Below are 26,535 nucleotides of genomic sequence, written 5' to 3' on the forward strand. Positions count from 1 at the left end.
ATCCCTTCCTTAAGCCAGATTAATCACGGCAGCGTCAAACGCCGCCGTGGCTGTCGTTTGCTGGAACCAGGCCAGTTCGCGATGAAGCGCAACCACTTCACCCACCACTAACAGGGCGGGCATTGGCGCGCCTGTAGCCAGTTCCTCAAGTTGTTCTAATGTGCCGGTAGTAATCTGTTGATCGGCACGCGTGCCGCGGGAGATCACCGCCACGGGCGTGGTGCACTCACGCCCGTGGGCAATCAGCTGCGCGCTAATCTCGGCCGCTTTCATGGTGCCCATATAGATCGCCAGCGTCTGGCGGCTTTGCGCCAGCTGCGACCAGTCGAACGGTGCGCTGTCGGCTTTGTAGTGCCCGGTCACGAAGGTGACGCTCTGGGCAAAATCCCGGTGCGTCAGCGGAATACCGGCATACGCCGTCGCGCCCGATGCCGCAGTAACGCCCGGCACCACCTGGAACGGAATGCCCGCTTCAGCCGCCGCCTGTAGCTCTTCGCCACCGCGACCGAAGATAAAGGGATCGCCGCCTTTCAGGCGCACTACGGTTTTCCCCTCCTGCGCCGCTTCTACAAGCATGCGATTGGTTTCGTGCTGCGGCACGGCATGCACGCCCGCCCGCTTACCAACGCAGATCTTCTCCGCGTCGCGGCGGGTTAACTCCAGCACCGCATCGCTCACCAGATGGTCGTAAAAGACCACATCGGCCTGCTGGATCACCTGCAAACCGCGCAGGGTGAGCAAGCCCGCATCGCCCGGCCCGGCACCGACGAGGATAATCTCGCCGCTGGCCGACCCCGGCTGTTGTAACTCCGCTTCCAGCGCCCGCTCTGCCGCAGGCTCATCGCCTGCCGCCATCAGGCTGGCAAAACGCCCGCGAAAGGCGCTTTCCCAGAAGCGACGGCGATCGTCGGTGGTGCGGCGAAACGCTTTGATGCGCGTGCGCCAGCGCCCGGCCACCGCCGCCATCTGCCCGAGATTACCCGGCAGTAGCGCCTCAATCTTTTCACGCAGCAGACGCGCCAGCACCGGGGCGTTACCGCCGGAGGAGATGGCGACGATCAGCGGCGAACGGTCAACAATAGAGGGGAAAATAAAGGAGCAGAGCGGCTGATCGTCCACCACGTTAACCAGCCGATGGCGCGCGTTAGCGGCGTCAAATACCCGGCGGTTGAGGGCTGCATCGTTGGTAGCCGCAATCACCAGAAACACCGCATCAAGCTGCGACTCATCAAATTCCGTGGCGATCCAGTGAACGGCCTGCTCATCGGCAAGCTGTTGCAGTTGCGGATCGAGTCGTCTGGCCACTATCTGTACGTGCGCGCCCGCACGGCGCAAAAAGGTGATTTTGCGCGCGGCAATTTCACCGCCGCCAATCACTAAAACAGGGCGGTCTTTTACAGCAGCAAACAGAGGCAGGTAATCCACAACGTTGTAACTCACTCACAGCCAGCAATAGGGGGACTATAGGGGGCGCGTTAGAACGAATGAAATTACGAATTGGAATGAGTAGTTCCGCAAAAGAATAAAGAGCTGGGAAAGCTCATACCAAAAAGTGCTTAAGGTGAGATTTTTCGCATGGTTAACGACAAATGAAATTGTGCAAACTCTGTCACAGTTTCATACTAAGCCCGTTTAAAATCTTGCTGCATAAAGGACTCACTATGTTTTCCGCATTGCGCCTCCGTACCGCTGCCCTGGCGCTCGGCGTATGCTTTATCCTTCCGGTTGCTGCCCGCTCTTCCCAACCCGGTGACATGGCAAATGAACAGGCGCGACATATCGCCAGCCTCTTTCCCGGCCGCATGACCGGCACGCCGGCCGAAATGCTCAGCGCGGACTATCTCCAGCAGCAATTTTCCCAGATGGGTTATCAGAGCGATATCCGTAAGTTCAAAACCCGCTACCGCTACAGCACCAAAGATAATCAGCAGAGCTGGCAGAATGTGACCGGCAGTTCGGTGATCGCCGCCCATGAAGGGCGCGTGCCGCAGCAGATTATCGTGATGGCGCATCTTGATACCTACGCGCCGCAGAGCGATGCCGATGTTGATAACAACCTCGGCGGTTTAACCTTGCAGGGCATTGATGACAATGCCGCGGCGCTTGGCGTGATGCTTGAACTGGCGCAGGCGCTGAAAACGACGCCGACGGAGTACACCGTGCGCTTTGTCGCCACCAGCGGCGAAGAGGAGGGTCAGCTTGGTGCGGGGAGCTTTCTTGATCGCATGAGCGAGAAAGAGCGTAAAAACACCCTGCTGGTGATTAACCTCAATAACCTGATCGTTGGCGACAAACTCTATTTCACCAGCGGCAAAAACACCCCGGCCTCGGTGCGCAAACTGACGCGCGACCGCGCGCTGGCGATTGCCCGCTCCCACGGCATTCAGGCGTTAAGCGCCCCGGCGGGCGCGGAGAAGCGCAGCCCCTGCTGCCATGACGCGCAGGTGTTTGATAACGCGATGATCCCGGTGCTGTCGGTGGAAGCCGCCAACTGGTCTCTGGGGAATAAAGATGGCACCCAGCAGCGGGCAAAATCGAAGGCGTTTCCGGATGGCGTGAGCTATCACCGCGCGCGGCTTGATAACCAGCTCTATATCGATAAGGCGCTGCCGGGGCGAATTGAACACCGCAGCCGCGATGTGATGCGGATTATGCTGCCGTTGGTTAAAGAGCTAGCCAGGGCGGGAAATAAAAAATAAGCCTGCAGGTTTTAATTGCAGGCTATCTGAACAGGAGCAGTGCGCGAGGGTTTGAGCACCGCTCCGTTTAGAAGGATTAACGCTCGTCCCTGCGTCCACCCACTGCCGCCCACATTCTGCGGATATGAACCGTCACCTCTTCACGATCGTGATAGAGCTGACGCGCCTGGATCTGCGCGGCGATACCGTGCTCATCCAGCTGCTGCTGGATATAGGCGAGATTGTTGGAGACCTCTTCATAGCGCTTCTTCATCGGCAGCTTGAGGTTAAAGATGGTTTCACGACACCACCCTTCTGTTAACCACTGCGCCATCAGCGCCGCCACTTTGGCCGGTTTTTCAACCATATCGCACACCATCCAGGAGATGTTGCTGCGCGTCGGACGATAGCGAAAACCATCTTCGCGCAGCCAGGTCACCTGGCCGGTATCCATCAGGCTCTGCGCCATCGGGCCGTTATCCACGGACGAGACCCACATGTTGCGCTTCACCAGTTGGTAGGTCCAGCCGCCAGGGCAGGCACCAAGGTCGACGGCATACATGCCGTTCGCCAGACGTTCGTCCCACTCATCGGCAGGAATAAAGACGTGAAACGCCTCCTCCAGCTTCAGCGTCGAGCGGCTCGGCGCATCGGACGGGAACTTCAGGCGCGGAATGCCCATATAGAAAGGCGAGTTGTTATAAGAGTAGGAGTAGCCGGTGTAGCAGCAGCCTGGGGCAATAAAGAAGATATGCACCACCGGGCGGGTTGCCGAGTCGCTGCGCGCGAGGATGCCCGCTTCACGCAGCGCACCGCGCAGCGGGACGGTGAACTTACGGCAGAACTTCATCAGCTCTTTGCTTTCGTTGGTGTCGGCCACTTCAACGCGCAGATCGCCGCCCTTCTCCACCACGCCCTGTAACATGCCAACGATCGGTGTAATGCGATCGTCCGGCGGCAGGTCGCGCAGCAGTTCACCGACAACAAACATCTGGCGGGCAAAAATCAGCGAGCTGAACGGCAGTTCGCGCGCCAGTTTGTCGGCATCTTCTTGCTGATAGCACTCAAAAATGACATAGCCCGCGTTCTCTTTGACGCGGGCGAAACCGAACACGTTCTGGCGTCCGGCTTTATCGGTAATTTCGGCTGCGCACTCTTTCTCAAAACCCGGGCGGCACAGCAATACCACTTTATTCATGAACAACGCCCCTACGTTTCAGACGAATTGCGCCAATTAACATTAATGCCCAGCCGATTAAGAAGCAGACGCCGCCGACCGGGGTAACAAACGCCCACAGGCGTAAATGGGAGAGCGCGAGGCAGTAAAGACTACCGCTGAACAGCACGGTGCCGAGCGCCAGGAACACGCTGCTCCAGTAAAACCAGATGCTGATGCGGCGCTGCATCGCCACCGCAAGACCGAACACCGCTAAGGTGTGGAACGCCTGATACTCAAGGCCGGTCTGGATCCAGCTCATCTCGGTGACGCCGAGTGACTTGCTTAACACGTGCGCGCCGAATGCGCCCAACGCGACAAAGATAAAACCGCTTATTGCGGCGAAAATCAGCATAAAACGGCTGGTCATGTTACTTCCCCAAGAGTCATACGCGCCCTGCGCGCGCGAATTATTGTTCGTAGCGGAAACGGAATTTCTCCTGCTCGCTTGCCGCTTTGGCCAGGATCCACTGACGAAAGGCCGCTATTTTACCCAGTTCTGCCTGGCTGTCATGACAAACCAGATAAAAAGCATTTTTACTCACAAGCACATCGTTAAACGGGCAGACCAGACGACCCGCTTCGATCTCCGATTGCGCCATCACGTTGTTCGCCAGCGCCACGCCCTGGCCATGGATCGCCGCCTGCAGCACCATCGAGCTGTGGCTGAAGATCGGCCCCTGCTGAACATTGAGGTTAACGCCCAACTGACGGGTATAAGTTTGCCAGTCGCGGCGCGAGGCATCATGCAAAAGGGTGTGGCGCGCCAGGTCGTCCGGCGTCTTTAACGCCTTCTCGCCGGTCAGCAGCAGCGGCGAGCAGACCGGGAGCAGATATTCTGCATAGAGTTTTTCCACGCGCAGGCCCGGCCAGTTGCCGCGACCATAGAAGATCGCCACATCAACATCGTCGGCGAGCTTGTCCTCTTCGCGGTCAACCGCCTGGATGCGCACGTCGATTCCCGGATAAGCTGAGTTAAAGCTGGAGAGTCTCGGCACCAGCCACTGAATGGCGAAACTAGGCAGCAAGCTGACGGTCAGCGCGCCCTTTGCGCTACGCGCCTGCAATTTGCGGGTGGCTTCATTGAGCTGGGAAAATATCTCTTTGATATCCTGAAAATAACTCTGCCCCTCCTCCGTTAACAGCAGCGAACGGTTGCGGCGGCGAAAGAGTTTCAGGCCGAGAAAATCCTCGAGAGACTTGATTTGGTGGCTTACTGCGGCCTGCGTCACAAATAGCTCATCGGCCGCGCGGGTGAAACTTAAATGGCGGGCAGCGGCATCAAAAACACGTAATGCATTAAGAGGTGGTAATCGCTTGGACATGGTTTATCAGGCTTAGATGTAAACTGAATTTAACAAACAGGAAACAGTAGTTAACCTATTAGTTTTTTTTATCTGAGCCATTATAAATTGTCCGTTGAGGTTGCACCAGCAAATACCTATAGTGGCGCCACTTCCTGAAGCCGGAACGAAAAGTGTTTTGGAATTGAGATTCTGAAGGGCTTTTGGCTTACGGTTGTGATGTTGTGTTGTTGTGTTTGCAATTTGGTCTGCATTTCAGACCCCGGTAGCGACGCTACCCCTTTTTCACTTCCTGTACATTTACCCTGTCTGTCCATAGTGATTAATGTAGCACCGCAAATTGCGGTGCTTTTTTTTGCCTGGCGTTCTGGATTATTTCTCCAGAGCAACCATCTCTTTCACGTCAGAACGGTTGATCTGCTGCTCATTACCGTTCGCGTCTTTGTAGGAAATCATTCCTGTCTGGTCGTCAGTTTTCGGCTTGCCTTCGGAAATGATTGTACGGCCATCGTTGGTGTGCAACGCGTAGTTCGGGCTGGAACAGGCGCTCAGGGCGAAAGCTAAAGTACAAGCAGAAATAATTGCGGCAGTCTTCTTCATCTTCTTCTCCTTGATTTATTCTGGCAATTAATGCTGTGAAATACTCTTACTGGAAGAGTCTCAAACACGTTACTTACACTTATCAGCATAACCTGCTTGCGCAGTTCCGCCAGTACAAACAGATAATTCCGATGGTTATCAATCCCCTTGCCCACGGAAAAAAAGTGCGCGACCATCGTCGGCCTACAGATGAGGATAAGTATGAACGCATTTAATCCTTCGCAGTTTCGCGCCCAGTTTCCGGCGCTGGCCGACGCGGGTGTCTACCTCGACAGTGCCGCGACCGCGCTGAAACCGCAGACGGTAATCGACGCCACGCAGCAGTTCTACAGCCTGAGCGCTGGCAATGTTCACCGCAGCCAGTTTGCCGAAGCGCAGCAGCTCACCGCCCGCTATGAAGCCGCACGCGACCAGGTCGCCACGCTGCTCAATGCCCCTTCCGGCAAAAATATTGTCTGGACGCGCGGCACCACCGAGGCGATCAACATGGTTGCCCAGTGCTATGCCCGCCCGCGCTTAAAAGCTGGCGATGAGATCATTGTCAGCGAGGCGGAGCACCACGCCAACCTGGTGCCGTGGCTGATGGTGGCGGAGCAGAGCGGCGCAAAAGTGGTGAAACTGCCGCTGGCGGACGATCGCCTGCCGGATCTTAACCAGCTTCCTGCCCTTATCACCTCCCGCAGCCGGATCCTGGCGTTGGGACAGATGTCCAACGTCACCGGTGGCTGCCCGGATCTGGCCCGCGCCATTACGCTTGCCCATCAGGCCGACATGGTGGTGATGGTCGATGGCGCGCAGGGCGTGGTCCATTTCCCTGCCGACGTGCAGCAACTCGATATCGATTTTTACGCCTTCTCCGGCCATAAACTCTATGGCCCAAACGGCATTGGCGCGCTGTATGGCAAAGCGGAACTGCTGGAGGCGATGACGCCGTGGCTCGGCGGCGGGAAGATGATCAGCGAAGTGACCTTTGCGGGTTTCACCACCCAGCCGGTGCCTTATAAGCTCGAAGCGGGCACCCCTAACGTGGCGGGTGTAATTGGCCTAAGCGCCGCGCTGGAGTGGCTGAACGGAATTGATATTGCGCAGGCGGAACGCTACAGCCGTGGGCTGGCGACGCTGGCGGAAGAACAACTGGCACAGCGCCCCGGTTTCCGCTCGTTCCGCTGCCAGGACTCCAGCCTGCTGGCCTTCACCTTTGACGGCGTGCATCACAGCGATATGGTGACGCTGCTGGCGGGTTACGGCATCGCGCTGCGCGCGGGCCAGCACTGCGCCCAGCCGCTGCTTGCCGCGCTTGGCGTCAACGGCACGCTACGCGCCTCATTTGCGCCCTATAATACTCAACAGGATGTCGATGCGCTGGTCAGCGCCGTCGACCGTGCTCTGGAACTATTGGTGGATTGATGACAAGCCCAGCTTTCGCCGGACATCCGTTCGGCACCGTGGTCACTGAAGAGACACTGCGCCAGACCTTTGGCGCCCTCAACGCGTGGGAAGAGAAGTACCGCCAGCTGATTATGCTCGGCAAGCAGTTGCCTGCCGCAACGGACGAGATAAAAGCGCAGGCGCAGGAGATCCCCGGCTGCGAAAACCGCGTCTGGCTCGGCTCAACGCGTCTGCCCGACGGCACGCTGCACTTTTTTGGCGACAGCGAAGGGCGTATCGTGCGTGGTTTGTTAGCGGTCTTGCTAACAGCGGTGGAGGGCAAACGCCCGCAGTCACTTATCGAGAACGATCCGCTGGCGCTGTTTGATGAGTTGGGGCTGCGCAATCAGTTGAGCGCCTCGCGCAGCCAGGGGCTGGCGGCGCTGGCCGCCGCCGTGCAGGAACAGGCCCGTCAGGCGCTGGCCTGACGCTCCGCTTTCGCCATCAGTTTTTTTAACGCATGGGAGACCGCGACAAAGCCAAAGGTGGCGGTCACCATCGTTGCTGCACCAAACCCGGCGGCGCAATCCATCCGTTTTGGCCCTTCCGCGCTGCTTTTCATCGCACACACCGAACCATCCGCCTGCGGGTAGACCAGCGCTTCGGTGGAGAAGACGCAGTCGATGCCGAGTTTGCCTTTACTGTTTTTCACCACGCCGAAATCGCTCTTCAGCCGCTCACGCAGCTTCGCCGCCAGCGGATCCTGAATGGTTTTCGCCAGATCGCTCACCTGGATCTGCGTCGGATCGATCTGCCCGCCCGCGCCGCCGGTGGTCACCAGCGGGATCTTATTGCGGCGGCAATAGGCGATCAGCGCCGCTTTTGGCCGCACGCTATCAATAGCGTCAATCACATAGCTGAACGAGGTGCTCATCAGCTGCGCCACATTATCAGCGGTGACGAAATCGTCGATCACCGTGACGCGGCACTCCGGGTTGATATCGCGAATGCGCGCGGCCATCACTTCCGCTTTCGCTTCACCGACGGTATCGCGCAGGGCATGGATCTGCCGGTTGGTGTTGGTGACGCAGACATCATCCATATCAATCAGCGTGATGGCGCCAATTCCGGTGCGCGCCAGCGCTTCGGCGACCCACGACCCGACGCCACCGATGCCGACCACGCAGATATGCGCATCGGCAAACCACTGCAGCGCTTTTTCACCATACAAACGCGCCGTCCCGCCAAAGCGCTGGCGCCAGGCGTCGCTGATTACTGCTGACATATGAAACCTCAAGCTGAAACAGAGAACCCCCTCCGGGACCGGAAGGGGTGAAGAGTTTACCACATTCCCTTAGCCGCTAAAGACGTTGCCCGTCAGACCCGCGCCCGGCGCGTTCTTCAGGATCCAGACACGACCATAGTGGTTATACCAGCCGGCGCGATGCCCGGCTTCTGCGCCGATACCCTGGTAGATGTCGAAGTGCTGGCCTTTAATCGCGCCACCCACATCCAGCGCCACCATCAGGCGCAGCTCATACTGGCCGTTGAATTTGCCTTTACTGTCCAGTTGCGGCACTTCCGCCAGCAGCGTGGTGCCCGGCGGGATCACGGTTTTATCAGAAGCAACCGACGCGCGACCAATCAGCGGCACGGAGCTGGCGCCTTTGACTGGTGCCCAGGATTGCGGTTTAAAGAAGACAAAGGAGGCGTTCTCCTCCAGCAGCGCACGCACTTCCGCTTCGCTGTGCTTCTCGCCCCACTCGCGGATCGCCTGCATCGACATATCTTCGCGCTTCACTTCACCGCGATCGATCAGCACTTTGCCGATGCTGCGGTAGGCATGACCATTTTTACCGGCGTAGCTAAAGAAGTTGAGCGGGCTGCCGTCGCCGAAATCGATATAGCCGCTGCCCTGCACATCCATAATGAAGTTGTCCATCAGCGAGTTGCTGTAGGCCAGCACATAGTTCTCGCTAAGCGCCCCGGCGTAGATCTCCGCGCGCGAAGGCAGGCGGCCGCGTTTTGACGGCATACGGTAGATAGGATACTGGAACTCGCCCTGGCGGGTGTGGCGCGCCTGCACCACCGGCGTGTAGTAGCCGGTAAACTGCACGTTGCCGTAGTTATCTGTGCCTTCCATCTGCCAGGCGTCAATGCCGAACTGGCGCAGCGAGCGGGTATCGCCCCCGGCGCGCAGCCAGGCTTCAATGGCGTTATAGACGCTGCTCTGGTTGCCATACAGGCGCGGCGCAGAGCCTCTGATCTGGCTCACCTGCTCGGAGAAGTCTCCGGCATTAATCGGTGCGCCCACGGCGTCAGGCTGATTAACGAGGGAAAAAGGCTGAGAGAATTTTCCGTCTTTATACTGTTGACCGCGATCGGTCGGTTTAGAAGAGCAGGACGCGAGAAGTGCCACCATCGCGCCTGTGAGTACGAACCTAGCCCAACGTGCTTTCATTGTTTCTCATCTTTTGGTTAACCCCAAGCCGGATGAAGATAACAAACCGCTGTGGCTAATGAAATGCACAAGAACATTCCGACACCAGTTTTGTTTAAATCTTAAGCACATTGTGTTGTTTTTAAACATAAAGTCCTTAAATCGACAAATGTCGCAAAAAAAGGTTGCATCAAATCGTCTACGGCGTATAGTGCGCTTCCACGGACGCGGGATGGAGCAGCCTGGTAGCTCGTCGGGCTCATAACCCGAAGGTCGTCGGTTCAAATCCGGCTCCCGCAACCAATTAAAATGTGGAAGAAAGAAAAAGTTTACATGATGGAAGTGTAAACAGACGGACGCGGGGTGGAGCAGCCTGGTAGCTCGTCGGGCTCATAACCCGAAGGTCGTCGGTTCAAATCCGGCCCCCGCAACCAACACAATAAACACCTTAACGGGTGTTTTTTTGTTTCTGGCGTTTGTAAAACCGCGCAGCAAACAAGAGAAAAAAATGGCGCCCTTCGGCGCCATTCTGTTATCCCCTTCTCGCCAGCGTCGCGCCATCCGCGAAGTAGGCTTTAATCCCTGCCAGAATCGACTCTGCGACTTCCTGCTGGAATTTTGCGGTCTTGAGCTTACGCTCCTCTTCCACATTACTGATAAATGCCGTCTCAACCAGAATCGACGGGATATCCGGCGCTTTCAGCACCGCAAAGCCCGCCTGCTCGACGCTGTTCTTGTGCAGGTTATTGACGCGCCCCAGCTTATTAAGCACCGCTTTGCCAAACTTCAGGCTGTCGTTGATGGTCAGCGACTGCACCATATCGAACATGGTGTGATCGAGATAGCGGTCACCGCTTTTGCTTACGCCACCAATCAAGTCCGCCGCGTTCTGCGTATCCGCCAGATATTTCGCCGCCGTACTGGTCGCCCCTTTGGTCGAGAGCGCGAAAACGGAGGAACCGTGCGGCTGGCGGCTGCTAAAGGCATCGGCGTGAATCGAGACAAAGAGGTCGGCGCGCTGCTTCTGCGCTTTCGCCACCCGCACCTTCAGCGGAATAAAGACATCCTCGTTGCGGGTCATATAGGACTTCATATTGCCCTCTTTCTCGATCAGCGCATGCAGACGGCGGGCGATTTGCAGCACCACATCCTTCTCACGGGTTTTATATTTCCCCGTCGCACCCGGATCTTCCCCGCCATGGCCGGGATCGAGCATGATCACAATCGGCCTGTCACGCCCAGCCTTGCCCGGCTGCGGGCCGCTCTGCGCGGGCGGCACCTGCTTATCAAGATCGCCCTGGTTGTACTCTTCAAGCAGCGCCAGCAGCGGATCCTGCACATCCTGCGCATTCGCCGGATAGAGATCCATCACCAGACGCTCTTTGAAGCCTGCGACCGGCGCCAGCGCAAAGAGTTGCGGTTTCACATTCTGCTTAAGTTCAAACACCATGCGCACCGTCTGCGGATCGAACTGACCCACGCGGGCTGATTTGATAAAGGGATCGTCACTGCGGATCTGCGTTCCCATGCCCTTAAGCACGGAGTTGAGATGAACGCCTTGCAGATCCACCACCAGGCGGTCGGGGTTGCTCAAGGCGAACTGTTTGTACTTCACCACGCGGTTCGATTCCACCGTCACACGGGTATAGCTCGACGCAGGCCAGACGCGCACGGCGACCACCTGACTGACGGCGGCCAGGCCAACCTGGCTCACGCTTAATAACCACATCGCCCCCGCACCCTGTAATAATTTGCGGCGGCTCAGCGCTGAATGACTTCCCGACATGCTTCTCCCGAGCAATTTGTTTAAATAATGCTTAACGTCAGAATTGACGGAAAACTTTAGCGAATGATGCATAAACTGTCATCTTTTAAAGGGTAAACATATGTCTGGCGCTATGCTTCACAAAGACGGGAGAATCCTGGGTTAAGAAAATTTGTGCTTGCAGCGAAGGCAATAAAAGAATAAAAATACACTTTTTACGAATAATCATGCAGTGAGGACAGGCCGTGGTCAAAGAGCGCAGAACCGAACTGGTGCAGGGATTTCGCCATTCCGTTCCCTATATCAACGCCCATCGGGGAAAGACATTCGTCATTATGCTCGGGGGTGAAGCCATCGAGCATGAAAACTTCTCCAGCATTGTCAACGACATCGGCCTGCTGCATAGCCTCGGGATCAGGCTGGTGGTGGTCTATGGCGCCCGCCCGCAAATCGACGCCAACCTTGCTGAACATCACCACGAACCGATCTACCACAAACACACCCGCGTTACCGACGCCAAAACCCTTGAACTGGTGAAACAGGCCGCAGGGCTTTTGCAGCTGGATATCACCGCGCGGCTGTCGATGAGCCTCAACAATACGCCGTTGCAGGGTGCGCACATCAACGTGGTCAGCGGTAACTTTATTATTTCGCAGCCGCTGGGCGTTGATGACGGCGTTGACTACTGCCACAGCGGGCGTATTCGCCGTATTGATGAAGAGGCGATCCACCGCCAGCTCGACAGCGGCGCAATTGTGCTTATGGGGCCGGTGGCGGTCTCCGTGACCGGGGAGAGCTTTAACCTCACCTCCGAAGAGATTGCCACCCAGCTGGCGATCAAGCTGAAAGCAGAGAAGATGATCGGCTTTTGCTCATCACAGGGTGTGATGAATGATGAAGGCGAAATTGTTTCTGAACTGTTCCCTAACGACGCGCAGGCGCGTGTCGAAGAGCTGGAGCAGCGCGGCGACTACCACTCCGGCACCGTGCGCTTCCTGCGCGGCGCGGTAAAAGCGTGCCGCAGCGGCGTGCGTCGCAGCCACTTAATCAGCTATCAGGAAGATGGCTCGCTGTTGCAGGAGCTCTTCTCCCGCGACGGTATTGGTACGCAGATTGTGATGGAGAGCGCCGAGCAGATCCGCCGCGCCACCATTAACGACATCGGCGGCATTCTGGAACTGATTCGCCCGCTCGAACAGCAGGGCATTCTGGTGCGCCGCTCCCGCGAGCAGCTGGAGATGGAGATCGATAAGTTCACGATCATTGAGCGCGACAACCTGACTATCGCCTGCGCGGCGCTCTACCCCTTCCCGGAAGAGAAGATTGGCGAGATGGCCTGCGTTGCCGTGCATCCTGATTATCGCAGCTCGTCACGCGGCGAAGCGCTGCTGGAGCGCATTGCGTTGCAGGCGCGGCAGATGGGGCTCAGCAAGCTGTTTGTGCTCACCACCCGCAGCATTCACTGGTTCCAGGAGCGCGGCTTTACGCCGGTAGATATCGACTCGCTGCCTGAAACCAAAAAGCAGATGTACAACTACCAGCGGCGCTCAAAAGTGCTGATGGCCGATCTGACCTGATTCACGCCCCGCCCTGTGCGGGGCGTTTTATTTCAGGGCGCTGAACAGCGCTTCAAGTCCGCTGCGCCGCTCGGTGCGGGTGGCAATTGCCTGGCCCAGCACACGCTCATCGGCATAGAGCGAGAGCCGTTTACGTGCGCGAGTAATCGCGGTGTAGACTAGCTCGCGCGTCACCACCGGCACGTTTTGCGCAGGCAGGATCAGCGCGGCGTGATCAAACTCCGAGCCCTGAGATTTATGCACCGTCATCGCCCAGGCGGTTTCATGCTCCGGCAAGCGGCTCGGCTGCACCGACTTGATCTTCCCGCCAGGTAGCGGGAACCAGACGCGCATCCCCTGCCCCCGATCCAGCGCAATGCCGATATCACCATTGAATAGCCCCAGCGCGGAGTCGTTACGCGAAATCATCACCGGCCTGCCGTGGTACCAGCGCGAGAAGGGCTGGCGGGTAATTTTACGCTGACGCACCAATGCCAGCTCAAGCCGTTCATTCAGCCCGCTGACGCCAAACGGCCCTTCGCGCAACGCGCAGAGCAGCTGGTACTCGCCGAAGGCGGCGATAATCGCTTCCGGTTCGGCGTGGCCCTGCACCAGCGAGAGATAGTGCCCGTAGCCCGCCAGCGCGTCGTCAATCATCTCCTGATAGGCTTCGGCACTGTTGAGCGGTTTCCGCTCGATATCCTCAAAGCCCTGGCTGAAGACCGCCTGCGTGGCGCGCTTATCACCGCGGTTAACCGCGGCGGCCAGCTGACCGATGCCGGAGTGGCTGCCGAAGCGGTAACTTTTTTGCAGCAGGCAGAGGCTGTCACGCAGCGCGGTAGCCGCCTCGCCTTCGCCTGCGGGCACTTTCGCGCCGGTTAAGCGTGAGAGTTGCGCCGCGCGCGTCGCACTGTACCCGGCATTTACCCAGGCGCAGATATCCCCCAGCACCGCACCAGCCTCAACGGAGGCTAGCTGATCGCGATCGCCGAGGAAGATCACCCGCGCCCGCGGCGGCAGCGCATCAATCAGCCGCGACATCATCGGCAGGTCAATCATCGACGCCTCATCCACCACCAGCACGTCCAGATGCAGCGGGTTGAGGGCGTGATGGCGCATGCGCTGGCTTCCCGGCTGTGCGCCGAGCAGCCTGTGCAGCGTGCTGGCCTCATCCGGCAGCAGCGCTTTTTGCGCCTCATCAAGGGGTAGCTGGCGCAGCGCGTTGCCGAGGGATTCAGTTAACCGCGCGGCGGCTTTACCGGTGGGCGCAGCCAGGCAGATACGGCAGCGGCTACCATTGAGCGTTTGTACCAGCGCCGCCAGCAGCTTCGCCACGGTGGTGGTTTTACCGGTTCCCGGCCCGCCGGAGATCACCGAAATTCGCCGGGTAAGCGCCACGGCGGCGGCGACTTTTTGCCAGTTCACATCGGCTTCATTGTCTGGCGGAAAGAGTGAGGCCAGCGCCTCAGAAAGGCGCGCTTCATCCGCCTCATCAACGGTATCCTGGGCGGCAAAGAACTCCGCGACACGTCGCTCGTTCCACCACATACGGTTCAGGTAGAGGCGCGCATCGTGCAGAATAATCGGCGTTGCGCCGCTGCCGTCGCCAACCGCTGGCGAGGCAAGCAGCAACGCCTGCCAGTCGTCAGGCGGCCCGGCCATCTCAAACAGCTGGCGGGCGAGCGGCGAATCACCGCCGAACACCTCGGGCGTCAGGCGTGAGAGCGGCAGACAGACGTGCCCCTCTCCGGCATCGCGGCTCAGCAGCGCGGCGGCCAGCAGCAGGGCGGGCTCTTCCGTGCCAGCCACCGTCAGGGCAAACTGCACGTCCAGCGGACGCAGCAGCTTCTGCTCCATCGCTTCTTGCAGTAAAGCCTGCACATTCATGGCGTCATCTCCGGTACTTCACCTGCAAACAGGGTATCCATGCGGGCGATCAGCGCTGCCTCCGGGCAGGTGGTGAAAATCCCCTGCTCCGGTTGCTGCGCTTCCACGCCGCGTAAAAAGAGGTAGATCACACCGCCGAAATGGCGCTCATAGTCGTAATCGGCGATGCGGTGGCGTAGATAGCGGTGCAGCGCCAGGGTATAGAGCTGGTACTGCAAATCGTAGCGATGGGACTGCATGGCCGCTGCCATCGCCTCTTGCGTATAGGCCTGCGCGTTTTCGCCGAGCCAGTTGGATTTGTAATCGAGCAGGTAGTAGCGCCCCTGATGGCGAAACACCAGGTCGATAAATCCCTTTAGCATCCCGCGCACGTCGCGAAAATCGAGCGGCGCGCAGCCAGCCGACAGCGGATCGTAGCGGCGAATCAGCCCGTCGAGCGCCTCTGCGCTCAGCGTGGCGCTGATGGGGAGATAAAACTCCATCTCGACCTGTTTATCTTTAGCCGTCAACTGGCTAAGAGAGACCCCGGCTGGGGTTAGCGGCGCGTGCAGCACCGTCTCCAGCCAGCTGCTCAGCACCGGTTGCCAGTGCTCTTCATATCCTGCCACCAGCAGCTTTTCCGCCACCCACTCCGGTGATACCGGCTGGGTGAAATCAATATCCTCAAACAGACTGTGCAAGAACGTGCCCGGCGCCGCGCCGCGCGGAAACTGGTGCGGCGTCAGCATCGGCTGCGTCTGCACCTCGCGCTCGCCTGCGGCGTCGACATCCAGACGCGGGAGCAGATCCTGGGCAAGGCCGTGCCCGTGCTGTTGCAGACCCGAGTAACTGGTCACACGCCAGTCATCGGCGACCCGGCGCATCACTTCGCGCACGCTAAGCGCGGGCGGCTGCGGCTGCGGTAACTCCCAGCGCCCGGTGTCCGGCGTGGGCGGTATGGCCAGCACAATCTCTTCATTGCAGATCGCTGCCAGCGCCTGACGCAGCCCGGCGGCGTCCAGCGCCTCGCCCTTCTGAATCAGCCGGCCCAACGCGCTGAGGTGGAAATCAGTGGGCCCGCTCTTCTCGCCACGACGGCGAAACAGCGGCGCAATGCCCAGACTGCAGTGCCATACCGAACGAGTCAGTGCGACATAGAGCAGGCGTAAATCTTCCGCCAGCCGCTCCGCCTCTGCCAGCTCAATGCTCTCTTCGGCATGGCTGAGATCGAGCACCGCGTTGAACGAGGCGCGATCGTGGTAAAAACCCTGGTCTTGTACGCGGAAGTTGGCGATAAATGGCAGCCAGACCAGCGGATACTCAAGGCCTTTCGATTTATGAATAGTGACAATCTGCACCAGGTGCTTGTCACTCTCCAGACGCATCTGCTCGCTGGCGGCACTGGTGTTCGGCTCGGCGATATGCTGCGTCAGCCAGCGGGTAAGTGCGTGCTCACTTTCAAGCTGCGTGCCCGCTTCCTGCAACAGTTCGCTGACATGCAGAATATCGGTTAAGCGCCGCTCCCCGCCGGGCGTGGCGAGCAGGTTTTCCGCCACGTTACGCGCACTCATCAGCGTGCGCAGCATCGCCATTACGCCGCGTTTTTGCCACAGCTCGCGGTAGTGGGAGAACTCCTCAACCACCCGATCCCAGGCCTCTTCATCAAGATTGAGCGCATCGATATCCCGCGCCGTCAGCCCGAGCATCGAGGTTGCCAGCGCGCTACGCAGCGTGTTTTCACGCTCCGGCGTCAGCACCGCATGCAGCAGCCAGAGCAGCTCCTGCGCTTCCGGCGTTTCAAACACGCTGTCGCGGTTGGAGAGGTAGACAGAAGGAATGCCGAGCAGCGTCAGCGCATCGCGTATAAGCGATGCTTCATGGCGGCTGCGTACCAGCACGGTGATATCCGAAGCTTTCACCGGCCGCGCTTTATCCCCTTCGTAGAGCAGCGCATCGCCTTTTTGCCCGGCGCTGAGCCAGTCGCGGATCTGCATCGCGCAGAGCTGTGCCATAAAGCTCTGGTAATCACCGACGCCAACGCCTTCGCCCTCCATCAGCCACAGCTTCATCGACGGCTGGGTTTCTCCCTTCACCGCAAAGCGCAGGCCGCTGTTGCGCGCAGCCGCTTTCACCGGCAGGAAGGGGATCTGGCGGAACATAAACGCGTCGTCCATCTGGCTAAAGAGCCGGTTGACGCTGGCGATCATCCCCGGCGACGAGCGCCAGTTGGTGTCGAGGGTGTAGCGGGCGCTCACTTCGTCGCGCGCTTTCATATAGGTGAAGATATCAGCGCCGCGAAAAGCGTAGATCGCCTGCTTGGGATCGCCAATCAGCAGCAGGCCGCACTCGGGCTGATTCAGCCAGATACGGCTAAAGATGCGGTACTGCTGCGGGTCGGTATCCTGAAATTCATCGATCATCGCCACCGGAAAACGGGTGCGGATAGCCGCAGCCAGCGCCTCGCCGTTCGGGCTTTGTAAGGCGTGATCGAGCCGGCTGAGCATGTCGTCAAAACCGAGCTCACCGCGGCGGCGCTTCTCTTTTGCCACCGCGTCGCGGATTTCGCGCATCGCGCGGGTCAGCACCAGATCGCTCAGAGTCAACGGCTGCGCCAGCAGCGTTTCGATGGCGACAAACAGCGGATGCTCGGGCACCACGCCGCCCGCTTTGGTGCGCTGGGCGAGAAACGCCTGCGAGAACTTCTCCAGCGCGTCCGGCAGCAGATAGGTGTTGGTCTCCTCCTGCGCCCAGGCGGAGATCTTCTCAATCCACTTTCCCTGGTTGCCGCGGTTGAACTTGCGCCGGTCGATGCCGGAATTTTCCAGCAGCGGCTCAAGTTCACTGACGGAGTCGAGCCACTGACGTTTCACCGCATCAATCTGCGAGACAATCTGCGCATGGCGCGACGCGAGGGTCTCCTCCTCCGGCGGCGGCGATTTGATCTGCGGGGCTTCGCCCTGTAAATAGCGGTCGATGGACCTGAGCAGATCCTGCGGCCCCTTCCACAAATCGTGGATCACCTGCGCAATGTCGCGCGGCAGCGGGTAGCAGTGGCGACGCCAGAAGTCGGCGCAGGCCTGGTAGCGCAGCAGGGTTTCATCTTCCAGCAGTTTCAGTTCAAACAGCATGCCGGATTCAAAGGCATTGAGGCTGAGCATGCGCTGGCAAAAACCGTGGATGGTAAAGACCGCGGCCTCATCCATCTGCCGCTCCGCCAGCATCAGCCAGTGGGCGGCCTGCTGTTTATCCTCAATCTCTGCCAGCAGGCTGGCGTAGAGCGGGTTGTCGCTGCTTTCACGCAGGCAGGCAATACGAAGCTCATGGATGTTGCTGCGAATACGCCCACGTAGCTCTTCCGTCGCCGCTTCGGTGAAGGTGACCACCAGCAGCTCTTCGACATTGAGCGGGCGGGGAAAGGCGGCATTGCCGCCAAGCCCGAGTAACAGCCGCAGATAGAGCGCGGCGATGGTGAAGGTCTTACCTGTGCCCGCCGAGGCTTCAATCAGGCGCTCGCCGGTAAGCGGCAGGCGCAGGGGATCAAGGGTCTCAGCGGTCGTTTCACTCATTTTTCTCGCTCATCAAGGGTAAGGATTGTTGCAACGCGCTGGCGTCCTTCCACACCTTCCAGCCGTCAGGGCGGGCATAATCGGCTTTTCCGCTCTGGCTTCCGGAGATCTGTGACAGTATCGCCATACCTTGCGGCTCAACCACCGCCTGATGGAAGAAGTCCGCAAGTTTTTGCGGCGTCAGCGCTTTTATTTGGGCCACTACTTTATCACGTGAATCGAAGCGCATATTGCCGCGATCGAAATCTTTGCTCAATTTGGAAGCCTCCTCGCCTAATGTCTGCGGCGCTTGCAGCATTTGCGCAATGACCCCCTGCTGGATCTGCGCAAACTCCTCCGGCTTCATCGCACGCAGGCGCGCTTCAGCGGTCGGGAAGAAGGCTTTATAGCGCTCCCAGAGCCAGGCGGGCTGCTTCTCATTGCTCTGCAACAGGAAGCCCATTCCCCACTGGCGGCCAACATTGATGGGAAAAGCAAAGACGGCATAACCGAGCTGCTCTTCGGTGCGCAGCTGGTTGTAGAACCACGGCTGCACAATCTGCCCGAGCATCGCGCTGTACGCCGAGCTGCTGTACTCATCAAAACCGGTCGGCACAAAGACGGCAGCCAGCGCGGAATCGGTGCTGTTGCCCGCTTTCTCAAACATGACGTTCTGCTTTTTATCCACCAGCACGTCTTTGTTACGGCACCACTCGTTACCGCTGGTGCCAAGCTGTTTTTGCACGTTGCGGGCAAGGTCTTTCGCCTGCTGTTCGCTCAGGTTACCCACCACCAGAAACTCCGGGCGGGCGTTGTGCTTCAGCGCATCGCGATAATGCAGAATGTCCTGCACGGTGATCGACGGCAGTAGCGCACGGCGTGCTTCGCGCGGGAAATAGGGCACCTGCGATATCATCTGCACCGGCATAATCGCCTGGTCAAACGCTTTGCCCTTCTCCGCCGAGGCCATCATCCGGCTGTACCAGGATTTCGCCTGCGTCAGCTGCTCCTCGGTTGGCGTATAACTGAAATACCCCTCCAGCAAGGCGCTGAAGAGCTGCGGCAGGCGCTGCGTATAGCCGTTGGCATTCAGCATCAAACCGTTATTGGCATTGGTGGAAAAGCCGATGCCGCCGACCGCAGCCTGGTTACTGAGCTGATCGAGCGCCAGCCCTGCCAGGTAATCATTTAAGGCAAACATCACCTGGTTTTTCGCACTGTCCATCGCCTGCGGATTACGCAGCACCACGCTGACATCCGCGCGCGGTTCATTGGCGAAGTAACGGCTTGGCATGTAGACCACGCGCAAAGCAGGTTCATCAACAATAAGCTCCGGATGCGTGTATTTTTTCGCCGGGGTAATCAGCGAGAAGTCATCCGGGATATAGGGGTTAAGCTCCGGGAATTTCAGTTCGATCCCTGCTTCATCCTTTTGCCAGGCGGCAAAGCGATCAGCGGTAATTTTCTCCACCTGGTAAGGGGCATCAACAAAGTAGGCTTTTTTGTTGTGCGGCTCATCGGGGCTGATATACCAGATACGCGCATTTTGCGGCGTCATCTCATCAAGACGCGCCTGCACCGCTTTAGCATCAAACTGGTCGGCGATGTTGACGGAATCGAGGGTGTGCGCAACCGGCACGCGGATCATCGTGTCGGCGAGCCACTCAACGTAATCCATATCGCGGGTGATCGACGGGTAGCGGAAATCGAGATCGAGAATGTGCGCCAGCTCATCGAAATAGCGTTTATCGATCCCCTTTTCACGCAACAGTTGCAGGTAGCTGAAGATGGCGGCGACCACCCGATCGCGGTTCGCCAGCCCTTTATCCGTCAGCGTGGCAGAGATGGCCAGCACGCCGCTGTTGCCGTTGACTACCGGGTCGGAATCACCGCGAATCCCCTCAACCAGCCCCTGGCTTTGCAGCCAGTCCGAGAGCGTACCTGGGCTGCGATTGCCAATCAGATAGGTAATCAGCTCGTCGGTTTTGCTGCGAAAGGCCGCCGTGTTGTTATCGATACGAAACTCAACGCGCAGCACCTTGTTCGGCACTTCCGGCACGTAGTGAATAATGATGCCTTTTTGCGCATCCGTTACCACCGGCACGGTGATCTCAGGCCGGGTGATATTTTTGTTGGGAACCCGGCCATAAGTCTGAACCGCGAGCGTCGCCAGCTCGTTAAGCGGGCGATTGCTGTAAATCACCGCTTTCATCAGGTTGGCCGAATAGAACTTATCGCGAAACGCCAGCAGCGCGTCATGCACCGGGCTGCCCGGTTTATCGCTGAGGGTTTCAAGATTGCCGCCGGAGAAGCGCGCGCCAGGGTGAGCGGGGTTAATGGTCTCCGCACTCACCTGCGCCATGCGCATGCCGTCACGGGTACGCGCCATGGTCAGCTCCGCGTTGACCGCGTTACGCTCCCGCTCGGCGTACTTCTTTGCCAGCAGCGGCTCGGCGATGGCATCGGCTAGACGATCCACCGCGCCGTCCAGCGCGTCGTTTTCCACTTCCAGATAGTAAGCGGTGCGATAAGGCGCAGTGCTGGCGTTGTGGCTACCGCCGTGCATTTTGAGGTATTCAGCGAGGCTGTCTGGCTGCGGATACTTTTTCGACCCCATCAGCGTCATGTGCTCAAGATAGTGAGCAAGACCTGGGTGGCTATCGGGATCTTCAAGCGAGCCGACCGGCACAACCAGTGCGGAAAGAGATTTGACCGCCTGCGCATCCGAGACCAGCAGCACGACCATGCCGTTATCGAGGCGGATCGCCTGATACTGCCGCGTATCTTTGTCGCTCTTACGGATAGTTTCTTTAACAGGCTGCCAGCCGGTGTCAGCCTGACTGAGTGGCGCCCACAGGGCAAAAAACAGAACGAAGATAGTTAACCAGGTGCTGCGGGGCATTCACGAACCTCATCATTAACTTTTCCTGCTCCCCCGATCACCGCCGGAGTAGCAGGTAAATGTGTGCTGACAGCGTCAACACGCGTGTTATATCAGTCCGTGACCGTCGCGCATAATAAGGGATGGCTCCCCTCTGCGCAATTTTTATACCGTCAGGCGGGCTGATTGTGTCGATAAAGCGGTAACAGGAAACGTTGCGCCTGCGCGGTAATCTCTGCGAAGTACTCCGGCTCGAGGGTTCGCCACAGACGCTGATACCAGACATCGGCACCTTCTCCGCTGACCACCATGTTGCCTTCATACGCCTGCAAAAATTTGCTCTGCGCTTTTTGCAACGTCTCGTCGTCCTTTACCATGGCATCATTTGCCGCGTCATAACAGGCTTTTATCCACGCGCCGCCGCTTTCCGGTAGCAGTAGCAAGGGTTTCGCCATCCCTTCGCGATAGCCTTCGATCATTAACGCCAGGTAGCGCAGCGCCTCTTCAGGCGGCAACGGCGGGAAGCGCCACTGACCATCTTTGCGCACAAAGAGACGGCTCTCTCCCGTTCCGCCACTGGCACAGTAGACAAGATGTTCCAGCCAAAGTTGCAGCCCCTGGGAGACCTTCAGCTGCGATGGACGCCAGCGCAGCAGCCCGTCCGGCTGCACGTGAGCCAGCCATCCGGTCAGATGAACACCCGCGCAGTGCAGGTCGATTTCAAGGCTGTCTGCCGGTTGCCGATGCTCAATAACGCGGCTGGCCAGCGCCTGCATCTCTTTGCACTGCGTCTCCCAGACAATCTCACCAAATGCCCCGTATGGCAGCACACCCGCAGCGCGGTAGCGGCGGAACAGTTTTTCCGCATCCTGCTCTTCAACCAGCGCATTCAGTAGCTCATCGTTAAGCTGGTAGCGATCGAGGCCATCAAGAATAAAGGGCTCGGCGTCAGGAATATCGCTCTCTTCGGGGCGGAAGTTAACCCGCAGACGCATCTGGAAGAAGGCGCGCACCGGGTGCGCCCAGAAGCGCTGAAGCTGGTCAAAGGCCAGCGTCTCAAGCGTTGGCGTCTCCAGCGTCTGAATAAAGGGCAGATGCTCTTCGCCCTGCAGGCTGGCGGCGGGCAGCCAGTCGCGGGCATAGCTCTGCCACTCATCCACCGTATAGTTAGCCGGGTCGAACGGCATGCGGGTATGCAGATGGGTGATATGCGCCTTCACCCGCCGCTCGCTTTCGTCGCAGTTGAGCGCCTCGTCACCCGGCAGATGGTGGCTCTGGCCGATATAGTCCACCAGCTCCTGCACCAGCACCGAAGGGAAACGCTCTTTGTTATCCTGGATCGAACGGCCTATATAGCTGATATAGAGCTGCTGCTGCGCGGAGATGAGCGCTTCCAGGAAGAGATAGCGGTCATCATCACGGCGGCTGCGATCGCCGCGCTGCGGTTTCTGGCTCATCAGATCAAAGCCGAGCGGAGGCAGCGTACGCGGATAGATGCCGTCGTTCATCCCCAGCAGGCAGACCACCTTGAAGGGGATCGAGCGCATCGGCATCAGCGTACAGATATTGACGGGGCCAGCGAGGAAGCGCTGGCTAATGCGTTCCTGATCGAGACGCTGAGCCAGTTCATCACGCAGCAGCGAGAGCGGGACTGCTTCGCCATAGCTCGCGCCAACGCCCTGGGCGATGATCGCCTGCCACTGCTGTTCAATCAGCGCCAGTGCGGCTTCGGTCTCCTGATCCGGCAGGAAGAAGTCATTAAGCATCTCCCGGCAGACCGGTAGCCACTCCTCCAGCGGGCGCTCTTCGGCAAGCCCCCGGCGCCAGATATTGAGCTGCATCAGCAGCGAGGCCAGGTGACCGACCAGCTCCGCAATCAGCCCGCTCGACTCGTCATAGGGCAGAATTGACTGCCACTCGCCCCGGTGGCTCTCCATGGCGTAGCCGAGCAGCATACGCGTCAGGCCAAACTGCCAGGTGTGCTGCCCGGTAGGCGGCAGTTCGAGCTCGCGCACGTTGTCATCATCCATCCCCCAGCGAATGCCGGACTCGTTTACCCACAGGCGCAGGTAGCGCAACCCCTCTTCGGTAATGTTGAAACGGGCCGCCAGCACCGGCACATCCAGCAGGGCCAGCACATCTTCCGAGACGAAGCGGCTGTCCGGCAGGGATAAGAGGCTGATAAAGGCTTGCAGCGCGGGGTGAGCCTGACGCGCGCGGCGGTCAGATACCGCATAGGGAATGTAGCGCTCACCGCTGGCGCTGCCGAACACCGCCTGAATATAGGGGCTGTAGCTGTCGATATCTGCCACCATCACCACGATATCGCGCGGCGTCAGCTCCGGATCCTCCTCCAGCATCGCCAGCAGACGATCGTGCAGCACCTCCACTTCCCGCTGCGGGCTGTGGCAGATATGCACCGTAACGCTGCGATCTTCTGGATCGAGCGGGCGTTTCTTATCGCTCCGCGCGAACTCCTCTGCCGTGACGCCAGCTACCGCGCTGTTTTGCAGCTCAAGGATGTCGTACTTCAGGTTTTGCAGCAGCGAGCCTGGGGTGATGTCGACAAAGGCATCCAGCTCTTCATAGCGCTCCATACCTGCCAGCAGAAAGATGTTGTCGCGCCCCAGCTTGCCCCAGGAGGCCAGCAGTGGGTTACCCACATCCTGCTCCCCTTCGCCATTGAACAGACCTTCCGCGCTTTGCGTATCGCGGAAAAGAGGAAACTGGCGGTCATCCCGGTGATGACGGCGGCGGCGCGTGACCAGCCGTGCGAGAAACGCCGGGTCTTTGATATCGCCCCAGTAGTAACGACAGGGGTTAGTAAACAGCAGATGCACATCAATATGTTTGCCCAGCGCCTGCAGGGCTTGCAGGTAGACAGGCGGCAGCGCGGAGATGCCGCAGATAAAGACGCGGGCAGGCAGCCCGGCTGGCGGCTCTTTCGCCGATTCAAGCCGGGAGATAAAGCGCTGATAGAGGTTGGCGCGGTGCCAGTGGGGCTGGCCTAACTCGCGGGTATGCTCAACCAGCGCGCGCCAGAGCGGTGCCTGCCAGCGCTGCGCGTCGTCCAGCCCGTCGACCCGTTCACCCGCCTCCCAGCGCGTCAGCCACTCCGGGCGATAAACCAGATACTGATCGTAGAGATCCGCCACGCGTGAGCAGAGCTGGAACAGTTTGCGCTTGTCATCATCATCGTGAAGATAGTGATGCAGCATGGCAAAATCTTCATGCTCCAGCAGCGCAGGCAGCAGCGACATTAGCTTCCAGCTCATACTCTGTTTGTTAAAGGCGCTCTCTTTGGGAATGTCCTCCAGGACGGTAACGAACATCTCCCAGATAAAGCTCGCCGGAAGCGGAAAGGTGATATTGGCAGCGATGCCAAATTTTTGCGCCAGGGTCATCTGCAGCCACTGCGCCATCCCGGTGCTTTGCACCATGATCACTTCCGGCGCAAAGGGATCGTCGAGCCTGTCATGCTCAACGATAAACTCCATCAGTGCTTCAAGCACATCCAGACGATTGGAGTGATAAACCCTTAACATACGTGCTCCTGGCTACTGACTATTTGGGCAAAAAAGTTGCGTCATTTTCCCCTGCCTGCCCAGCGGCGAGATAACGGTGACGTTGATGCTGACACATCCTTCTGTTGTTGTCTGCCCCCGTGAAACCTGCCAGCCCGAAGGGAGCGGCGTCGCGTGAGGTTGAGCCTGCTGCCATGCATAGCGCCAGAGCTGTCGCCACTGGCTGGCGGTAGAAAACCCGGCGGACAGCGCGCGATGATACCCGCCAAGGGCGGTGACCACCATCACCATCAGCACCATCGCCAGCAGGACTTCCGTCAGGCTGAAGCCCCGCTCCCGGTTCAGGGAAGTTGACATAATGCGCTCTCCGTAAGCGGGCAGAAATCGCTCCAGCCGTGGGGAGAGAAGCGAACCTGCTCACCCTCTACCCGCCCCAGCCGCCATAATGCCGCTTCTGCGCTGGCGACGATCAGCAAAGCGGAGCCGTCGGCAAAAATACGCAGACAGCTTCGCACGCCCTCTGCATCAGGCTGCTGGCATTGCAGCGCAGGCTCAGCAGGCCATCGCCTGTGCCGCGCCGCCTCCATCGCCGATGAGACCTCTGCAGTGCGGCGTATCCCTTGCCCTTCACGATTGACCCGCCAGATATGGCTGGTTAGCTGCTGGCTAAGGCCGTTGAGCATCAGGCTACCCAGCAGCAGCAACAGAAGCACCAGCGCCAGGGAGGATACGCCGCGCTGCCGATTCACAGGTTATACCCGGTGACGGTTAGCTCGCCGCTCACCGTTTTCTCAGCAGCGCCCGGCAGGCTGGCGGCAAGCTGGATCGTAAGCTGCGGCGACAAACCTGCCGTCTGCCGTTGGGTTACGCTAAAGCGCTCGACGCGCATCTGCGCCGGATCGGTGACTTTTTCCCACCCTCGCCCGGTGCAGGAGGTCGCACCGCGTAGCGTTTCCAGCGCACCGTTTTGCAGGCGAAAGGCCGTTTGTTCCGCGTCATTACTGGGTGCACCCTCCCAGCGACCGTTGCTGTTGGCATCCCACTGCGCAATGACACACTCCCCTTTGGCGCTGATAAAAAGCGGCTGACCATTACAGCTACCGTTGCAGTAACCCGCGCGCTGCAGGTGTTTAGCGACCGCCCGCAGCCTCTGCCAGAGGTCGTCCTCAATAGTCTGCAGCCGGGTGTGCTGCATAAGGGCAATCTGTAGACCCGGCAGAAAGCGGGCGGAAGCAAGCAGCAGCACACTACCGATGGCCATTGCCAGCAGCGTCTCCAGTAAGGAAAAACCACGCTGACCGTTTAACATGCACTCCCCCCTCCAGGCTGACACATTCTGATCCTTCCCCATGCAGAGACCACCACCCGCCACTCACCGGCGCTGCTGCGCAGGCGAATGTGCCCCGGCCAGGCGGTATTGCGTAAACCATAAAAGCCGAGCGACGGCGTAACATCAGCCAGTACGACGTCCGGCCAGGCCGGGCGCATCATTAACGCCTGCTGCGCTGAGCAACGCGCCGCCGGTGCGTTAAGCAAGCACCACTGCTCGCCCTCCCGCACGCTGTAAACAACCTGCGACTGGTTGCGCCAGTTGGCCTCCTCCCGCAAGCGCTCAAGGAAATGGCGCGCCTGCAGGGCGGTTTGCCACAGCCGCTGCTGCGCTTGCCAGCTCTGCCAGCCGGAAATCCCCGCTGCGCTGAGAATGACAATCAGCGCCACGGCAACGAGGGTTTCAATCAATGTAAAGCCATCTTCTTTTTTCATGGCGGCAGTCTGTCGTCGGGAGAAAAAT

20 protein-coding genes and 2 tRNA genes are annotated in these 26,535 nt (G+C 59.0%); 6 read left to right on the forward strand and 16 right to left on the reverse strand.

Features of this window, described 5'->3' with window-relative positions; all coding sequences use genetic code 11:
• Positions 1-9: 9 nt before the first annotated feature.
• Positions 10-1,416, reverse strand: a complete 1,407-nt coding sequence (gene cysG, locus ABIC80_RS13225) for a siroheme synthase CysG (RefSeq protein ID WP_429177637.1) — start codon at positions 1,414-1,416, stop codon at positions 10-12.
• A 245-nt stretch (positions 1,417-1,661) separates the two neighbouring features.
• Between cysG and ABIC80_RS13230 the strand changes: the two genes are divergently transcribed.
• Positions 1,662-2,699 (forward strand): aminopeptidase, encoded by a 1,038-nt coding sequence (locus ABIC80_RS13230; protein WP_042713717.1) that lies wholly within the window; start codon positions 1,662-1,664, stop codon positions 2,697-2,699.
• Positions 2,700-2,775: 76 nt separating this feature from the next.
• Here ABIC80_RS13230 and rlmM read toward each other — a convergent pair whose 3' ends face one another.
• The 4 genes from rlmM to ABIC80_RS13250 all read right to left on the reverse strand — a co-directional run bounded on the left by rlmM (position 2,776) and on the right by ABIC80_RS13250 (position 5,798).
• On the reverse strand, positions 2,776-3,876 hold the full coding sequence (rlmM, locus tag ABIC80_RS13235) for a 23S rRNA (cytidine(2498)-2'-O)-methyltransferase RlmM (protein WP_023481082.1): 1,101 nt from the start codon (positions 3,874-3,876) through the stop codon (positions 2,776-2,778).
• Positions 3,869-4,264, reverse strand: coding sequence for a DUF423 domain-containing protein (locus ABIC80_RS13240; protein WP_023481135.1), 396 nt, complete (start codon positions 4,262-4,264; stop codon positions 3,869-3,871). Before ABIC80_RS13240 ends, rlmM begins: the two co-directional genes overlap by 8 nt.
• Before the next feature lie 40 nt (positions 4,265-4,304).
• On the reverse strand, positions 4,305-5,219 hold the full coding sequence (gene gcvA, locus ABIC80_RS13245) for a glycine cleavage system transcriptional regulator GcvA (protein ID WP_023481079.1): 915 nt from the start codon (positions 5,217-5,219) through the stop codon (positions 4,305-4,307).
• Positions 5,220-5,570: 351 nt separating this feature from the next.
• Positions 5,571-5,798 carry a YgdI/YgdR family lipoprotein gene (locus tag ABIC80_RS13250; protein WP_023481080.1) on the reverse strand — a complete coding sequence of 76 codons (228 nt, stop codon included), beginning with the start codon at positions 5,796-5,798 and terminating at the stop codon, positions 5,571-5,573.
• Positions 5,799-5,999: 201 nt separating this feature from the next.
• Here ABIC80_RS13250 and csdA point away from each other — a divergent pair, with 201 nt between their 5' ends.
• On the forward strand, positions 6,000-7,205 hold the full coding sequence (gene csdA, locus ABIC80_RS13255) for a cysteine desulfurase CsdA (protein ID WP_429177442.1): 1,206 nt from the start codon (positions 6,000-6,002) through the stop codon (positions 7,203-7,205).
• On the forward strand, positions 7,205-7,654 hold the full coding sequence (gene csdE / locus ABIC80_RS13260; RefSeq protein ID WP_200135194.1) for a cysteine desulfurase sulfur acceptor subunit CsdE: 450 nt from the start codon (positions 7,205-7,207) through the stop codon (positions 7,652-7,654). The genes csdA and csdE overlap by 1 nt, the downstream gene beginning before the upstream one ends.
• Here the strand turns inward: csdE and tcdA are convergent.
• Positions 7,639-8,451 (reverse strand): tRNA cyclic N6-threonylcarbamoyladenosine(37) synthase TcdA, encoded by an 813-nt coding sequence (tcdA, locus tag ABIC80_RS13265; RefSeq protein ID WP_042713386.1) that lies wholly within the window; start codon positions 8,449-8,451, stop codon positions 7,639-7,641. The genes csdE and tcdA overlap by 16 nt on opposite strands.
• A gap of 69 nt (positions 8,452-8,520) precedes the next feature.
• Positions 8,521-9,627 (reverse strand): murein transglycosylase A, encoded by a 1,107-nt coding sequence (mltA, locus tag ABIC80_RS13270; protein ID WP_094421911.1) that lies wholly within the window; start codon positions 9,625-9,627, stop codon positions 8,521-8,523.
• Positions 9,628-9,832: 205 nt separating this feature from the next.
• Between mltA and ABIC80_RS13275 the strand changes: the two genes are divergently transcribed.
• Together ABIC80_RS13275 and ABIC80_RS13280 are read left to right on the forward strand one after the other, a co-directional pair.
• Positions 9,833-9,909, forward strand: a tRNA-Met gene (locus ABIC80_RS13275).
• A 54-nt stretch (positions 9,910-9,963) separates the two neighbouring features.
• A tRNA-Met gene (locus ABIC80_RS13280) sits at positions 9,964-10,040 on the forward strand.
• A 98-nt stretch (positions 10,041-10,138) separates the two neighbouring features.
• Here ABIC80_RS13280 and amiC read toward each other — a convergent pair.
• Complete coding sequence (amiC, locus tag ABIC80_RS13285) at positions 10,139-11,392, reverse strand: N-acetylmuramoyl-L-alanine amidase AmiC (protein WP_023481090.1); 1,254 nt, start codon at positions 11,390-11,392, stop codon at positions 10,139-10,141.
• A gap of 224 nt (positions 11,393-11,616) precedes the next feature.
• Between amiC and argA the strand changes: the two genes are divergently transcribed.
• Complete coding sequence (argA, locus tag ABIC80_RS13290) at positions 11,617-12,948, forward strand: amino-acid N-acetyltransferase (protein ID WP_023481070.1); 1,332 nt, start codon at positions 11,617-11,619, stop codon at positions 12,946-12,948.
• A 27-nt stretch (positions 12,949-12,975) separates the two neighbouring features.
• Here the strand turns inward: argA and recD are convergent, their stop codons facing one another.
• The 8 genes from recD to ABIC80_RS13330 form a co-directional block, all read right to left on the reverse strand.
• On the reverse strand, positions 12,976-14,814 hold the full coding sequence (recD, locus tag ABIC80_RS13295; protein WP_429177444.1) for an exodeoxyribonuclease V subunit alpha: 1,839 nt from the start codon (positions 14,812-14,814) through the stop codon (positions 12,976-12,978).
• Positions 14,811-18,359: an exodeoxyribonuclease V subunit beta gene (gene recB, locus ABIC80_RS13300; RefSeq protein ID WP_429177445.1), complete on the reverse strand. Its 3,549-nt coding sequence runs from the start codon at positions 18,357-18,359 to the stop codon at positions 14,811-14,813. The genes recD and recB overlap by 4 nt, the downstream gene beginning before the upstream one ends.
• Positions 18,352-21,240: a pitrilysin gene (ptrA, locus tag ABIC80_RS13305; protein WP_312605490.1), complete on the reverse strand. Its 2,889-nt coding sequence runs from the start codon at positions 21,238-21,240 to the stop codon at positions 18,352-18,354. The genes recB and ptrA overlap by 8 nt, the downstream gene beginning before the upstream one ends.
• Before the next feature lie 152 nt (positions 21,241-21,392).
• A complete protein-coding gene (gene recC, locus ABIC80_RS13310) occupies positions 21,393-24,764 on the reverse strand; it encodes an exodeoxyribonuclease V subunit gamma (protein ID WP_042713397.1) in 3,372 nt (1,123 codons plus the stop codon).
• A 12-nt stretch (positions 24,765-24,776) separates the two neighbouring features.
• On the reverse strand, positions 24,777-25,100 hold the full coding sequence (locus tag ABIC80_RS13315) for a prepilin-type N-terminal cleavage/methylation domain-containing protein (protein ID WP_042713398.1): 324 nt from the start codon (positions 25,098-25,100) through the stop codon (positions 24,777-24,779).
• Positions 25,085-25,492 carry a DUF2509 family protein gene (locus ABIC80_RS13320; protein ID WP_429177447.1) on the reverse strand — a complete coding sequence of 136 codons (408 nt, stop codon included), beginning with the start codon at positions 25,490-25,492 and terminating at the stop codon, positions 25,085-25,087. Before ABIC80_RS13320 ends, ABIC80_RS13315 begins: the two co-directional genes overlap by 16 nt.
• The gene (locus tag ABIC80_RS13325; protein ID WP_429177449.1) at positions 25,489-26,052 is read right to left on the reverse strand and encodes a prepilin peptidase-dependent protein; all 564 of its coding nucleotides are present in this window, start codon (positions 26,050-26,052) and stop codon (positions 25,489-25,491) included. Before ABIC80_RS13325 ends, ABIC80_RS13320 begins: the two co-directional genes overlap by 4 nt.
• Complete coding sequence (locus ABIC80_RS13330; RefSeq protein ID WP_429177451.1) at positions 26,046-26,507, reverse strand: prepilin peptidase-dependent protein; 462 nt, start codon at positions 26,505-26,507, stop codon at positions 26,046-26,048. The genes ABIC80_RS13325 and ABIC80_RS13330 overlap by 7 nt, the downstream gene beginning before the upstream one ends.
• Positions 26,508-26,535: the final 28 nt, after the last annotated feature.

The organism is Kosakonia sp. 1610 (assembly GCF_050435845.1).
GTDB lineage: Bacteria > Pseudomonadota > Gammaproteobacteria > Enterobacterales > Enterobacteriaceae > Kosakonia > Kosakonia cowanii.

Coding starts and splice junctions, on each gene's coding strand:
- ABIC80_RS13230 (WP_042713717.1), top strand. CDS start 1,662: ATGTTTTCCGCATTGCGCCTCCGTACCGCTGCCCTGGCGCTCGGCGTA.
- rlmM (WP_023481082.1), bottom strand. CDS start 3,876: ATGAATAAAGTGGTATTGCTGTGCCGCCCGGGTTTTGAGAAAGAGTGC.
- ABIC80_RS13240 (WP_023481135.1), bottom strand. CDS start 4,264: ATGACCAGCCGTTTTATGCTGATTTTCGCCGCAATAAGCGGTTTTATC.
- gcvA (WP_023481079.1), bottom strand. CDS start 5,219: ATGTCCAAGCGATTACCACCTCTTAATGCATTACGTGTTTTTGATGCC.
- ABIC80_RS13250 (WP_023481080.1), bottom strand. CDS start 5,798: ATGAAGAAGACTGCCGCAATTATTTCTGCTTGTACTTTAGCTTTCGCC.
- csdA (WP_429177442.1), top strand. CDS start 6,000: ATGAACGCATTTAATCCTTCGCAGTTTCGCGCCCAGTTTCCGGCGCTG.
- csdE (WP_200135194.1), top strand. CDS start 7,205: ATGACAAGCCCAGCTTTCGCCGGACATCCGTTCGGCACCGTGGTCACT.
- tcdA (WP_042713386.1), bottom strand. CDS start 8,451: ATGTCAGCAGTAATCAGCGACGCCTGGCGCCAGCGCTTTGGCGGGACG.
- mltA (WP_094421911.1), bottom strand. CDS start 9,627: ATGAAAGCACGTTGGGCTAGGTTCGTACTCACAGGCGCGATGGTGGCA.
- amiC (WP_023481090.1), bottom strand. CDS start 11,392: ATGTCGGGAAGTCATTCAGCGCTGAGCCGCCGCAAATTATTACAGGGT.
- recD (WP_429177444.1), bottom strand. CDS start 14,814: ATGAATGTGCAGGCTTTACTGCAAGAAGCGATGGAGCAGAAGCTGCTG.
- recB (WP_429177445.1), bottom strand. CDS start 18,359: ATGAGTGAAACGACCGCTGAGACCCTTGATCCCCTGCGCCTGCCGCTT.
- ptrA (WP_312605490.1), bottom strand. CDS start 21,240: ATGCCCCGCAGCACCTGGTTAACTATCTTCGTTCTGTTTTTTGCCCTG.
- recC (WP_042713397.1), bottom strand. CDS start 24,764: ATGTTAAGGGTTTATCACTCCAATCGTCTGGATGTGCTTGAAGCACTG.
- ABIC80_RS13315 (WP_042713398.1), bottom strand. CDS start 25,100: ATGTCAACTTCCCTGAACCGGGAGCGGGGCTTCAGCCTGACGGAAGTC.
- ABIC80_RS13325 (WP_429177449.1), bottom strand. CDS start 26,052: ATGTTAAACGGTCAGCGTGGTTTTTCCTTACTGGAGACGCTGCTGGCA.
- ABIC80_RS13330 (WP_429177451.1), bottom strand. CDS start 26,507: ATGAAAAAAGAAGATGGCTTTACATTGATTGAAACCCTCGTTGCCGTG.